At 42.4% G+C, this 14,337-nt stretch carries 9 protein-coding genes; 4 read left to right on the forward strand and 5 right to left on the reverse strand.

Features of this window, described 5'->3' with window-relative positions; translation table 11 throughout:
• The first annotated feature begins 524 nt into the window (after positions 1–524).
• Positions 525–2,924: a DUF2339 domain-containing protein gene (locus H8796_RS09750; protein WP_117938020.1), complete on the forward strand. Its 2,400-nt coding sequence runs from the start codon at positions 525–527 to the stop codon at positions 2,922–2,924.
• Positions 2,925–3,014: 90 nt separating this feature from the next.
• Here H8796_RS09750 and trpS read toward each other — a convergent pair whose 3' ends face one another.
• On the reverse strand, positions 3,015–4,109 hold the full coding sequence (trpS, locus tag H8796_RS09755) for a tryptophan--tRNA ligase (protein WP_004297181.1): 1,095 nt from the start codon (positions 4,107–4,109) through the stop codon (positions 3,015–3,017).
• Positions 4,110–4,537: 428 nt separating this feature from the next.
• Here trpS and carB point away from each other — a divergent pair, with 428 nt between their 5' ends.
• Entirely contained in the window at positions 4,538–7,759 is a 3,222-nt protein-coding gene (gene carB, locus H8796_RS09760; protein ID WP_117938022.1) for a carbamoyl-phosphate synthase (glutamine-hydrolyzing) large subunit, read from the forward strand.
• A 394-nt stretch (positions 7,760–8,153) separates the two neighbouring features.
• Here the strand turns inward: carB and H8796_RS09765 are convergent, their stop codons facing one another.
• From H8796_RS09765 to H8796_RS25395, 3 genes are all read right to left on the reverse strand, one after another.
• A complete protein-coding gene (locus H8796_RS09765; protein WP_187343852.1) occupies positions 8,154–9,302 on the reverse strand; it encodes an IS91 family transposase in 1,149 nt (382 codons plus the stop codon).
• Positions 9,286–10,197 carry a tyrosine-type recombinase/integrase gene (locus H8796_RS09770; protein WP_187343853.1) on the reverse strand — a complete coding sequence of 304 codons (912 nt, stop codon included), beginning with the start codon at positions 10,195–10,197 and terminating at the stop codon, positions 9,286–9,288. The genes H8796_RS09765 and H8796_RS09770 overlap by 17 nt, the downstream gene beginning before the upstream one ends.
• A gap of 189 nt (positions 10,198–10,386) precedes the next feature.
• Positions 10,387–10,512 (reverse strand): hypothetical protein, encoded by a 126-nt coding sequence (locus tag H8796_RS25395; RefSeq protein WP_255421530.1) that lies wholly within the window; start codon positions 10,510–10,512, stop codon positions 10,387–10,389.
• Between the two features lie 145 nt (positions 10,513–10,657).
• Here H8796_RS25395 and yaaA point away from each other — a divergent pair, with 145 nt between their 5' ends.
• Entirely contained in the window at positions 10,658–11,431 is a 774-nt protein-coding gene (gene yaaA, locus H8796_RS09775; RefSeq protein WP_117934616.1) for a peroxide stress protein YaaA, read from the forward strand.
• A 3-nt stretch (positions 11,432–11,434) separates the two neighbouring features.
• Complete coding sequence (locus tag H8796_RS09780; protein WP_004324674.1) at positions 11,435–11,980, forward strand: sugar O-acetyltransferase; 546 nt, start codon at positions 11,435–11,437, stop codon at positions 11,978–11,980.
• A gap of 27 nt (positions 11,981–12,007) precedes the next feature.
• On the opposite strand, the gene H8796_RS09785 is transcribed toward H8796_RS09780, so the two are convergent.
• The gene (locus H8796_RS09785) at positions 12,008–14,317 is read right to left on the reverse strand and encodes a TonB-dependent receptor (protein WP_117934613.1); all 2,310 of its coding nucleotides are present in this window, start codon (positions 14,315–14,317) and stop codon (positions 12,008–12,010) included.
• Positions 14,318–14,337: the final 20 nt, after the last annotated feature.

The following is a 14,337-nucleotide window of genomic DNA, read 5'->3' on the forward strand; positions in this document are numbered from 1 at the left end:
AAAGAACTAATTTTTTCATCCCCTTCACCTTTCTTCTGAACTCTCGATGAATACACTGTTTGTGGGTGAAGGGAGTCCTTTTCATTACTGTGTTCATCACATTACATATCAAAAAAATATTATTATAGTGTTTTCTAAAATCATTGCATTAATTGCAGAAAACACTGCAATGTTTTTTTTAATCATCCCAATGAAAAAAATAATCTATTAGCATATTGTTTTTTGCTATTAGCATATTCCTGTTAGCTATAATGGTATTCTGATTAGCTATAATGATATTGCATACAAAGCAAAGTGAAAGACTGGTGTAAGAGTCGCCATTCACCCATTAAACTCTTTATTCATCGGGAGTCTGGGATAAAGGTGAAGGGCGATTCTATCTTCAGATTTTGAGATCTGTAGTCTGATTTGTGTAATTGATGTAAGCTTATATTGTTGAGATAATCTAAATAATTTAATAACAATTGATTGAGGCTATTAATTATTATCTATATTTGTGATATCGAACTTAAATCTGGGATATTATGGACGATTTTAATACTGTATATGCGCTACTTGTTTTAGTTATGCTATTTGTTCTATTGAGTAGATTGGATAATCGCTTCGGGAAAATAGAAAAGGAATTGAATGAGATAAAGAAACGGATGGAAGATTATCTCAAGGTTCAGCAAAAGATGACTACTGAAGAGCATAAACCTAAAGAGGAAATATTAGTAAAAGAAACAGAAGCTGTTCCTTTGATGTCTCAAATGACAGAGCATGTCACGGTAGTCAAGGCTGCACAACAAGGGACAGTTGTTCAGGAAAAACAAGAATCGGTTATTGAAACAGTCCGTGAGGCACTGGAAGAAACACCTGAAAAGACAGTTGAAACAGAATTGGAAGAAATTTGTGTTGAGGCTGTTCGAAAAGAATCTGCTAAATCTCCGACTGTTCCGGTTATCCCGGTTGCTCCGGCTGTTTCAAGACAAAAGAAACAAGTGAACTATGAGAAGTTCATCGGTGAGAATCTCTTCGGAAAGATCGGTATCCTTATATTCGTCATCGGTGTAGGCTTCTTTGTGAAGTATGCTATTGATAAGAATTGGATCAATGAGACTTTCCGTACCGTACTTGGTTTCCTGACGGGAGCTGTATTGCTGGCCGTTGCCGAACGGTTGCAAAAGAAATATCGTACATTTAGCTCGTTACTTGCGGGTGGCGCTTTTGCTGTATTCTATCTTACGGTTGCCATTGCATTCCATTATTATCATATCTTCTCGCAGACTATGGCGTTTATCATTCTGATAGGCGTCACTGTATTTATGTCTGTTCTGTCTGTGGTGTACAATCGGCGTGAACTGGCTATCATTTCACTTGTCGGAGGATTTCTTGCACCTTTCATCGTAAGCAGTGGAGAGGGAAGTTATCTGGTACTGTTCACTTATGTAAGTATCCTGAATCTCGGTATGTTTGGACTTTCCATTTATAAGAAGTGGGGTGATCTTCCGATTATCTCATTTGTCTTTACCTGGCTGATAATGGGAATCTTTCTTTTATTTAGCTATACCTCCAGTTCTACAGTTATTTCGGGACACTTGTTTTTGTTTACCACTCTGTTTTATTTTATCTTTCTGCTTCCGGTGTTCTCCATTCTTCGTGGGGAAGATATGCGAACAATGAGTCGGGGACTGGTATTCGTCATTATAACGAATAACTTTATTTATCTGCTTTCGGGAGCTTTGTTCTTGCGGAATATGGGATGGTCTTTCAAAGCAAGCGGTTTGTTGAGCCTGTTCATTGCTCTTGTTAATTTAGGACTGGTGCTTTGGTTATGGAAGAGCCGGAAAGACTATAAATTCCTGGTGTATACCACTCTGGGGCTTGTGTTGACATTTGTCTCTATTACCGTTCCGATTCAGTTGGATGGAAACTATATAACATTAGTTTGGGCGTCAGAAATGGTGTTATTATTATGGCTTTATATCAAGTCGAGAATCCGGGTATATGAATATGCGGCAAGGATACTGGTGGGACTCACCTTTATTTCTTACCTGATGGATATATATAATGTAGTAATGCATGAGCATCATGCTGTCAGCACTATTTTCCTGAACAGTTCATTTGCCACCTCTTTGTTTGTAGGGCTGGCTACGGGAGCATTTGCTCTGTTGATAGGGTATTATAGACCATTCTTCTCTACAGCCCGTCAACTGAAATATGGTTTCTGGAATCCTTTCATGCTTTTTGTCTCTGTAGCCATACTTTATTATACATTTATGATGGAATTCCATCTGCATTTTGAGGGAGCTACGAGGAGCGGAGCAATGTTCTTGTTTACTGCCATTGCCATTTCGAGTGTTTGTTATGCTTTTAGAAAACGATTCCCGATCACCCAATATCTGACTTTCTATATGTTAGCTATTGGGATAAATACGCTTGTATACATCATAAATATATGGGGAGATCAATGGGAGAACATGGCTTTTGTGCCTGTTGTACTGCGATGGTTCACGGCAGCATTTGTAATAGCGAATATATACTATGTGGCACGCCAATACTATCTATTAATCGGCATCAAGAGTCGTTTCACTATTTATCTCAATATTCTGGTCACTCTTCTTTGGGTGACAATGGTACGCTCTTTCCTTTGGCAGGTAGGAGTGGATGATTTCAGTGCCGGACTTTCGCTTTCATTAAGCATTGCCGGATTTGTTCAGATGGGACTAGGGATGCGTTTGCATCAGAAAGTCATGCGCATGATAAGCCTTTCGACTTTTGGAATCGTTCTGCTTAAACTTGTATTTGATGATTTGTGGGCAATGCCTACTATCGGTAAGATCATTGTATTCATCATTCTCGGACTGATATTACTGATACTTTCATTCCTTTATCAGAAATTAAAGGATGTATTATTCAAGAATGATGAAGATGAAGTTAGCTAAATCTTAAATTATATATTATAATAAAGGCTGCCATTCTTTCTTAGAGTAGGCAGCCTTTACTTTATATGATACGTTTTTATGCAAACTTCCTTATTCTTGTGAGAAACGTTTTACCTGTTCCTCGATTAACTCCTTGTCATCGAAATAATTAATCTTCATTGCTTTTTTCACATCTGCCAAAGTCTCGGCAGCAGCAGCTCTGGCTACTTCGCATCCTTGCTGAAGCATGTCATAGATAGCCGGAATATCTTTGCTGAACTCTTTACGACGGTTACGAATCGGTTCGAGTATTTCTTGCATAATAGAATTCAGGAAACGTTTCACTTTTACGTCGCCCAGTCCGCCGCGTTGATAATGTGCTTTCAATTCTGCCAGATTCGGATAATCCGGTAAGTAGCGTTCGAAATGTTCGGGGAGGCAGAAAGCGTCAAGGTAAGTGAATACGGTGTTACCTTCAATCTTTCCCGGGTCTTGTACACGGAGATGTCCCGGATCGGTATACATACTCATAATCTTCTTCTGGATTTCTTCCGGTTCTTCCGAAAGGTAGATACAGTTTCCGAGTGATTTACTCATTTTAGCTTTACCGTCAGTTCCCGGAAGACGCAGGCAGGCTGCATTGTCCGGCAACAGGATTTCCGGTTCTACCAATGTCTCACCATATATATAGTTGAAACGGCGAACGATTTCACGAGCCTGTTCAAGCATTGGTTCCTGGTCTTCACCCACAGGGACAGTTGTTGCACGGAATGCTGTGATGTCCGCTGCCTGGCTGATAGGATAAGTGAAGAAACCTACGGGAATACTTGCTTCAAAGTTACGCATCTGGATTTCCGATTTCACAGTCGGGTTACGTTGCAGGCGGGATACGCTTACAAGGTCCATATAATAGAAACTAAGCTCGCATAATTCCGGAATTTGCGACTGTATGAAGATGGTAGCTTTAGACGGATCTATGCCACAAGCCAGATAGTCAAGGGCTACTTCAATTACATTCTGACGCACCTTTTCCGGATTGTCTATATTGTCTGTCAATGCCTGCGAATCGGCAATGAAGATAAACATCTTGCTATAATCACCTGCATTTTGCAGGTCAACTCTGCGTTTCAACGAGCCTACATAGTGACCGATATGAAGTCTTCCGGTAGGACGGTCGCCCGTCAATATGATTTTTTCTTTTCCCATATTTTATTACCTTATTATATAATGGCGACAAAGATAAGGATAAAAACTGAAAGATACATCAAAATGCAGTTACTTCATGATTTGTGCTTACTATGACAAGAAAGTATTCATTAAAAAAGCCAATGGAAAAACAACCGTTTCATTAACGTGGTAGACTATTTCGGTAAAAAAGTGAACGTTTCTTTTTGTCATGTGCAAAATATGTCGTTACTTTGCACAAATTTTGAAATTAACAATGAATCAACAGGAAATCAGAAGTAAGTATTATCTACATTCGGATGTTTTGCACCCGGAAACGGCAGACTTCTTCTCTTTTCTCCAAAAACGATATTTTAGTTCTTTGGTAATGCGTTAATCCTTTTTTGAGGGTAACGCATTTTTTTTATGGACGAACTTAGAAATAACAACTTATTATAACAACAAAAGAAATGGAAAAGGAAATCAAGAAAGTTCTCGTTTTGGGTTCTGGAGCACTCAAAATCGGACAAGCCGGAGAGTTCGACTACTCTGGTTCACAAGCACTGAAAGCTTTGAAAGAAGAAGGTATCAGCTCAGTATTGGTAAACCCGAACATCGCAACCATTCAGACTTCTGAAGGTATTGCCGATAAAGTGTATTTCCTTCCCGTAAATACTTATTTTGTAGAAGAAATTATCAAGAAAGAACGTCCTGATGGTATCTTGCTGGCATTCGGCGGACAGACTGCGTTGAACTGCGGTGCGGAACTCTACACACAGGGTATTCTTGATAAATACGGAGTAAAGGTGCTTGGTACATCGGTAGAAGCTATCATGTATACAGAAGACCGTGATTTGTTCGTGAAGAAACTGAACGAAATCGAGATGAAGACTCCGGTTAGCCAGGCAGTAGAAAACATGGAAGACGCCATTGCTGCTGCACGCAGAATCGGTTATCCTGTCATGGTACGTTCTGCTTATGCATTGGGTGGTCTTGGTAGCGGTATCTGTGCCGACGAAGAAGAATTCCTGAAATTGGCTGAAAGTTCCTTTGCTTTCTCTAAACAGATTCTAGTAGAAGAATCTTTGAAAGGCTGGAAAGAAATCGAATTTGAAGTGATCCGTGACGCTAACGACCATTGCTTCACAGTAGCCAGCATGGAAAACTTTGACCCGCTGGGTATCCATACCGGTGAATCCATCGTAGTGGCTCCTACCTGTTCACTGGATGATAAAGAACTGACTCTGTTGAAAGAACTTTCTACTAAATGTATCCGTCACCTCGGTATCGTGGGTGAGTGTAACATTCAGTATGCTTTCAACTCTGATACGGACGACTACCGTGTGATTGAAGTAAATGCCCGTTTGAGCCGTTCTTCTGCATTGGCGTCTAAAGCTACCGGTTATCCGTTGGCATTCGTTGCTGCTAAAGTAGCACTCGGCTATACACTCGACCAGATCGGTGAAATGGGTACTCCGAATTCTGCATATTCAGCTCCTGAACTTGACTATTACATTTGTAAGATTCCTCGTTGGGACTTGACTAAGTTTGCCGGTGTATCTCGTGAAATCGGTTCAAGCATGAAGTCGGTAGGTGAAATCATGTCTATCGGTCGTTCTTTCGAAGAAATCATCCAGAAAGGTCTTCGTATGATTGGTCAGGGTATGCACGGTTTCGTAGGTAACGACGAACTGCACTTTGACGATTTGGATAAAGAACTTTCCCGTCCGACTGACTTACGTATCTTCTCTATCGCACAGGCCATGGAAGAAGGTTATACTATCGAACGTATCCACGACCTGACTAAGATCGATCCCTGGTTCCTTGGCAAACTGAAAAATATCGTAGATTACAAAGCTAAATTGTCTGCTTATAATAAGGTAGAAGATATTCCGGCTGACGTGATGCGTGAAGCGAAAGTATTAGGTTTCTCTGACTTCCAGATTGCTCGTTTCGTATTGAACCCGACTGGAAATATGGAGAAAGAAAATCTGGCTGTACGTGCTCATCGTAAGGCTCTGGGTATTCTTCCGGCTGTAAAACGTATCAATACCATCGCTTCCGAACATCCGGAACTGACTAACTACCTGTATATGACTTATGCAGTAGAAGGTTATGATGTAAACTATTATAAGAATGAAAAATCAGTAGTAGTACTGGGCTCGGGTGCTTACCGTATCGGTAGCTCGGTTGAGTTTGACTGGTGTTCGGTAAATGCCGTTCAGACAGCCCGCAAATTGGGTTACAAATCTATCATGATTAACTACAACCCTGAAACAGTTTCTACTGACTATGATATGTGCGACCGTCTGTACTTCGACGAGCTTTCGTTCGAACGTGTACTTGACGTAATCGATCTGGAACAACCTCGCGGTGTGATTGTCTCTGTAGGTGGACAGATTCCGAACAACCTGGCTATGAAACTTTACCGCCAGTCGGTTCCTGTATTGGGTACTTCTCCGGTCTCTATCGACCGTGCTGAAAACCGTAACAAGTTCTCTGCTATGCTTGACCAACTGGGTATAGACCAGCCGGCATGGATGGAACTTACCAGTCTCGAAGAGGTGAAAGGATTCGTAGAAAAAGTAGGCTATCCGGTATTGGTTCGTCCTTCTTATGTTCTTTCGGGAGCTGCAATGAATGTTTGCTACGATGATGAAGAATTGGAGAACTTCCTGAAGATGGCTGCCGAAGTTTCTAAAGAATACCCGGTAGTTGTTTCTCAATTCCTTGAAAATACAAAAGAAATTGAATTTGACGCTGTTGCCCAGAATGGTGAAGTGGTGGAATACGCAATTTCCGAACACGTGGAATTTGCCGGTGTTCACTCCGGTGACGCTACACTGGTATTCCCGGCACAGAAGATTTACTTTGCAACGGCACGCCGTATCAAGAAAATCAGCCGTCAGATTGCCAAAGAACTTAATATCTCCGGTCCGTTCAATATCCAGTTCCTGGCTCGTAACAACGAAGTGAAAGTTATCGAATGTAACTTGCGTGCTTCTCGTAGCTTCCCGTTTGTTTCTAAAGTACTGAAACGTAACTTCATCGAAACAGCTACCCGCATCATGTTGGATGCTCCGTACTCACGTCCGGATAAATCTGCATTTGATATCGACTGGATTGGTGTAAAAGCATCTCAGTTCTCTTTCTCTCGTCTGCACAAGGCTGACCCGGTATTGGGTGTGGATATGTCTTCTACAGGTGAAGTTGGATGTATCGGTGATGATTTCTCTGAAGCATTGCTGAATGCAATGATCGCTACCGGATTCAAGATTCCTGAAAGAGCAGTAATGTTCTCTTCCGGTGCTATGAAGTCGAAAGTGGATTTGCTGGATGCCAGCCGTATGCTGTTTGCCAAGGGATATCAGATTTACGCTACTGCCGGAACTGCTGCATTTTTGAATGCTCATGGAGTAGATGCGACTCCGGTTTACTGGCCGGATGAGAAACCTGGTGCACAGAATAATGTAATGAAGATGATCGCTGACCATAAGTTTGACCTGATCGTAAACATTCCGAAGAATCATAGTAAGCGTGAATTGACGAACGGCTATCGTATCCGTCGTGGTGCAATCGATCACAACATTCCATTGATTACAAATGCTCGTCTGGCAAGTGCCTTTATCGAAGCATTCTGCGAATTAAAATTAGGTGATATTCAGATCAAGAGCTGGCAGGAATATAAATAAACTGTTTTAGTCGTTTATTAGATAAAAAGAACTCTTTCTTTGGCTTGTTCAAAGAGAGGGTTCTTTTTTTATGTGCCTTGCTACTGATAGTTCCGCGCTGCGAAACTAGAGTTTCGTCGGTGTGAAACGATATAGGGCTCCGTGTGTCCGTAGGACATTTGGAGCCTTTGTTGTACGCTCTCCTTATTATGGGTATTCATCTCTCTTTTCTCTTTTTCGTATAATCTAATATTTTTGTTCGTTCTTTGTTTTTCAGTGTTTTTTGTTCATCTTCCTAGCTTCCTCCAGTCTTGTTCTTCCTTCTTTTGCCGTTTTTTCTTTCGTTTCCGTTCACTATAAGCACTAGTAATCTTCCCCCGCCACCCATTAGATTTCAGAGGTATCCTTTAAATGCTTAAAATACAGATTCTTGAAGTTTTGCTTCGAACCTGTTTGGTGGTGCTCTTGTACGGGCAAATACCTCTACAGTCACCATCTGTGCCTTTCCACAATGCTTGCACAGATTATATTCTTCCCAATTCTGCTTGCACACCTCCGTCCATATCTTCTTTCCCCTCTTCATTGAAGAAGGCGTAACATCCATCTGTATCTGTATGTTTCTTAGTTTCTCCCTGTTACAGCCAGCCAGAAACCCATAATGGCGTATACGTACAAATCCATGCGGAAGGATATGCAGACTGTATTGATGCAGAAACTCTTCTCCTGTGAGCTCACGCTCTTTGTGCTTACCTGCCGCCCGGTAATCTTTGTAATCAAAGGTCACAGTCCTGTCCGTCACATTCTTAATCCGGTTGTTACTGATAGCTACCCGGTGTGAGTACCTCCCCAAGTATTCCAACACTTTGCCCGCTCCACAAAAAGGCGATTTACTGTAAACGATCCATTCCGTACGGAATAGCTTCTTTCTGATCTGTGGCGTGACATCCGCCTGTCTGGTGAGTGCCGCCATAAATTTAGCTCTGAACACCTTGCTCATAGCTTTGACCGGAAACAGGAACGGGCTCTCTTTACCGGATGAGGAAAGTTTCTTCCACATACCGTTATTGTCCAGTCCCCCACAGGGAACAATGCAATGCAAATGGGGGTGATAATGCAAATTACTTCCCCAGGTATGCAGTACGGATATCATTCCCCCCTGTACCCCTTTGTTGCGGGCAAAGGTGCTCAAAGTATCCCAAGCGGCACTGAACAGAGAGTTGTAGACAGTTCTCATGTTGCCCAATGATACCGGATCCAATGCATCGGGCAGAGTGAAAACCACATGAAAGTATTTTACCGGAAGCAGGTCTTCCTTGCGGGCTTGTATCCATAACTCACGTTCCACTCCCTGACATTTGGGGCAATGCCGGTTGCGGCAGCTGTTGTAGCTGACACGTATGGCACCACATTCAGGGCAGGCATCCACATGACCTCCCAGTTCAGCGGTACGGCATTGTTCCAGATGGCCAAAAACTTTGCGAACTTGTGGGCAGGGGGCATATTTCTCATAAAACAGAGCTTTAAAGCGGGAGATTATCTGCGCAACTTCAAACTTCGTTCTCATCCTTGTGGGGCTGATTCACTCCAGCTATTACCCTGTCAAGTGGACTAAAGGACTTTCCACCTTGCTCAAGCCGGCTTATATGAAGATAAGTCATGGTTGTAGTAATGTTCGTATGCCCCAAAAGATCCCGGATGCGTAGGAGGTTTTCACCAAACTCCAACAAATGAGTGGCGTAACTGTGACGCAGGGTATGCAAAGTACAGGGTTTACGGATACCGGCAAGCAATACGGCTTCACGAAACAAAGTGCGGATGACTTCCTCGCTAATTGGATGCCCCGGTGTGCTGTTAAAGAGATAGAACTTGGGCTGATATCTGGAAAAGTATGCGCGCAAATCCAACAGGGTTTGCGCCGATAAAGGAACATACCGGTCCTTTTTTCCTTTGCCCTGATAAATCAACACTTGCATGCGACGGCTGTCAATATGGGAGATTTGCATATGACGAAGTTCGCTTACCCGAAGACCGCACGAGTAAATAAGAGAAAAAATAGCTCGCGAACGAAGACCCTCACAACTAGAGAGAAACAGAAGAATCTCCTCGCACGAAAAAACGACAGGGAGCTTCTTGGACTTGCGGATACGCGGAAGAGAAAAATGCCAGGCGGAAAGAGACATCATCTTGCGGTAGCAACGAAGGCTATAAATGGTGTGCTTGAACTTACTGATTTTACAGGAATTGCCAGAAGAAAGACAACTCAAGTAATCACGAACCTCCTCCTGACTCAAGTCTTCAGGAACTTTCTTGAAATGGAAACAAAGCGTAGCTAACTGGTGACAGTAACCGGTAATGGTACCCGAAGAATACTGTTGAACATGAAGTTCTTTACTAAACTTTTCGTACTTTTGCCTAAACTCTGGAATAGAGTCACAGGCACGCTCAATTATACTTGCCATAATGAAAATGTTTTTTTGTTGGAAAATTGATTGTTACTCCAAAGTACAACAAAAAAACGATCCCGCATGCAGAAAGCGAAACTTTAGCTATTACGTATGCGGGATTTAGTACAACTAAAGTTTCATCGGTGAGGAACTAGAGTTTCACCAGTGAGAAACTAAAGTTTCAGTGGCTGGAAACTAACTAAACTAAGGTTTCCTGTCTTCATCATCCGAAGGGATGAAGGTCTTATTGCAGAAGGGTGCATTGATAAAGTGTGACGGCATGGTGACAGAAAATGGTGTTGTCACCATGCCGTCACGTCTTACTGTCACAGTCTTACTTGTTTATAGTCAATGTGTTATTAGGCTTTGGGTGACAGATGACAGCAACTTGTAATATTTAAAATCTCTAGTAGAATGTTTTTTTGCTTTTTATTATTTACTTTTGTTTCTTGAAAAGATAAAATCAGATTTAGCAATGTTAGTACTTCTATCTTGTGCCAAGACTATGAGTGAAACTTCAAAGGTGAAAGTTCCTTTGAAGACGATTCCACGATTTCAAAAAGAGGCTGCCGGGGTTGCTTTGCTGATGTCTCAGTTTTCGGTGGATGAATTGGAACGTCTGTTGCGTGTGAATGCTAAAATAGCTGTGGAGAATTACAAGCGTTATCAGGCTTTTCATGCGGAGGGTACACCGGAACTGCCTGCTTTATTGGCTTATACCGGAATTGTGTTCAAACGGTTGAATGCAAAAGATTTCTCGAAAGAAGAATTTGAATATGCACAGGAACATCTGCGGCTGACTTCTTTTTGTTATGGACTGTTGAGGCCTTTGGACGTTATTCGTTCCTATCGGTTGGAAGGAGATGTAGTGCTGCCTGAACTGGGTAATCAGACGATGTTTGCTTATTGGCAGTCCCGTTTGACGGATGTGTTCATTGAAGACATCAAGAAAGCCGGCGGCATACTTTGCAATTTGGCCAGTGACGAGATGAAAAGCTTGTTTGATTGGAAGCGGGTGGAAAAAGAGGTGCGTGTCATCACTCCCGAATTTCAAGTATGGAAGAATGGAAAATTGGCTTCGATAGTGATATATATCAAAATGTCCCGTGGTGAAATGACACGGTTCATTCTGAAGAATCGAATTGAAAATCCGGAGGATCTGAAAAGCTTCTCTTGGGAAGGGTTTGAATTTAACGAATCTCTTTCGAATGAAAAGAAGTTTGTATTTACTAACAGCAAAGAAATATAAGGTATGACGGAAGTTGAGAAGATGCGTAGTAGCCAGTTGGCTGATATGTCTGCACCGGAATTGCAGGTACGTTTTGAACATGCCAAAAAGCTATTGGCACGTATGCGGGGAATGAGTACGTACGATGAGGGTTATAGGGAATTATTGGAAAAGTTGGTACCGGGGATTCCTGAAACTTCCATTATATGCCCGCCTTTCCATTGCGATCACGGAGACGGAATCAAGTTGGGTGAACATGTGTTTGTTAATGCCAATTGCACTTTCTTGGATGGAGGATATATCACGATTGGTGCTCATACACTGGTTGGTCCTTGTGTGCAGATTTATACACCGCATCATCCGATGGATTATCAGGAAAGAAGAGGCTCTAAGGAATATGCTTATCCGGTGACGATTGGTGAAGACTGCTGGATTGGTGGCGGCGCTATTATCTGTCCCGGTGTGACGATTGGTAATCGTTGTGTGATAGGAGCGGGGAGCGTTGTAACGAAAGATATTCCCGACGACAGTGTTGCAGTCGGGAATCCGGCACGGGTGATTCGTAAATAGGTTGCTTTGAGCGGTTCAACCGGGAAGTCATTTCCCGGATTTGAGTGTGCCTGCGTTGTTGTCCTCATTGTGAAGCCGTTTTTCGGCAGACTCGTATTTGCGTCCGAAACTGAAGTTCCAGGCTATGCTTACGGCAATCATCCGGGAGCTTTCTTTAATATACATCCAATTTTTGGAAGGGGCTGATGAATTGAAGTTTTCACTTCCTACTTTATAGTTGTCGCTGAAAAGGTTAAGCCCCATTATCCCTGCGGTCAGTTGCTTGTAGCGATAGTTGATTCCTAAGATATGATAATTCTCTCCGTATCTTAGTGTCTCACCATAAAAGTCATTACGGTGGTTTTGTATCTCGAAGAACGAACTCCAGTTTTTGTAAGATGCCATGATGCTGGCACGATAATACCAGTTGGTGTAAGTGTGATGATAGTTGTGCCCGCGGCTATCGAAATAGTTGATACCCGTTGTTACGGACAGGCTAAGAATATCCTTGAAAGGTCCTACCTTTACTTCTATTTCCGGATTGAGCTTCTGCCAGCTGCGTTGGTTGGCGATGGTGCGAATGAACAAGTCATTCTCTCTGATTGTCTCTTCCATATTAGGCTTGCGCTGATATTGATATAAGAGGTAGAGGCTACCGCTAAATAACCCTTTGCGATAATCAAAATTCAGTGTGTTGTTGTAGACGGTTGACATTTTCAGGGTCGGATTTCCCCGGCGTATTTGCAGAGAGTCAATCAACTGTTCTACATTGTTCAAATCGGATAGGGCAGGCGTACTTCTGGAAATATCTCCTTGATAGCGGATGAAGGCATGGTCAGAGAAATTGTAAGTCAACCGGAGACGGGGCAGAAAGGAATATTGTTGATAGCCTTCTCCTTCTTGATTAAACCAGGAACGGCTACCCTGTAAGCCCAATGAGTAATTGAACTTTTTCACTTTGCAGCTATACTCGACATAAGTGGAAGTATAGGCTTCTTGCATCTGTGTTTCTGCCGAAGAAGTGCCGGCGTATCTGTTTTCGGTCAACGACTGCTGATGGCGGATTCCTGTACTGAACTTACTATTAGTGAATCTTTTCTCATAAATACCTTCACCGATAAATGAATATTTCTTTCCCCGGATAGCCGAGTAAATGTCGGTTACGATATCGGAATGTTTTTTCTCTTCATAGGTGCGGTCATCATAGGTATGTATATAAGTACCTACTGTGTTCAGAATGATCGCTTGATTATGCTTGAGATTGCGTTGCAAGTAAATATCAAGAGAAGGCGATTTGCTGTTCGAACCTGTATAATCTTTCATTTCCACACTATTAGCTGGGTTGCTAATGGGGTATAGTGTGCTTTGAGTATTTTGTTTATTTCCTCGGAAATTGCCCCGGAGTGCTACATTGATAAACCACTTTTCCTCTTCCTGATAGCTGTAACTCATGGTCAAGTTATCCCAATGCATTTTTACTTTGTCGGGGATACCCTCTTCTACCCGTGTGAAAGAGGGATCATTTTCGAAATTGAACGTTTCGGAGTTCTCTCTCCAATAGTTCTTGAATGAGCGGTATCCGCCATAGTAATTGATCCCCCATTCTGATTTTTTATGATTGATTTTGGCTGTGACATTATTATTGCCCCAAATACAGCTCATTGGAATATCTGCATTGATTCCTATATAACCACCTGTTTGATGGCGGCGAACGATATAGTTAAGAATGGCCGCCACATTATCCCCATAGCGTAGGCTGGGCTCATCATGGTATTCAATACGGATTACATCCTCCGGCTTCAGGGAGAGAATTTCCTGTAATTCAGCTTTTGCTCCGTTGATACGCAGTTGGACATCTCCCTGGTTGGAAGAAGAGATGGTTTGCCGGATCGGATCTACCTGTATCCGATTGAGCTGTAAACGCTGTAATAGTGTAAGCCCGTTAGTGGATGCTTTCAACTGATGAGCGGTCGGAAATATAATTTTCCGGTCGGGCTGGTTGATGATCGGATTGGCCGTGACGGTGACCTCCTTCAATGCGATAGTGGCGGAGTCTATGGAAATAGTTCCCAAATCGAGAGTTGTGGTGAAATCCTGTAGACTGACTTGTCGTGTTTGATAACCTATTCCGGATATTTGCAGCAGGTAATTTCCCTTGGATAAGTTCCCCATGCTGAATCGCCCCCGTTGGTCGGTGACACCTCCGGAGATAAAAGCGGAATCTTTTGTCTGTAAAATGACATTGGCAAATTCGACCGATTCCTGACCGGATACGACTCTTCCTCTTAATTGCAAGTTTTGTGCAAAAAGCAGCGTGCACAGGCATACAAATGCTGTGGTTGTAGTGATTCGTTTCATTCTTTATGATGATTGATAGA

Source organism: Bacteroides sp. M10 (genome assembly GCF_014334015.1).
In the GTDB taxonomy this organism is placed as follows: domain Bacteria; phylum Bacteroidota; class Bacteroidia; order Bacteroidales; family Bacteroidaceae; genus Bacteroides; species Bacteroides intestinigallinarum.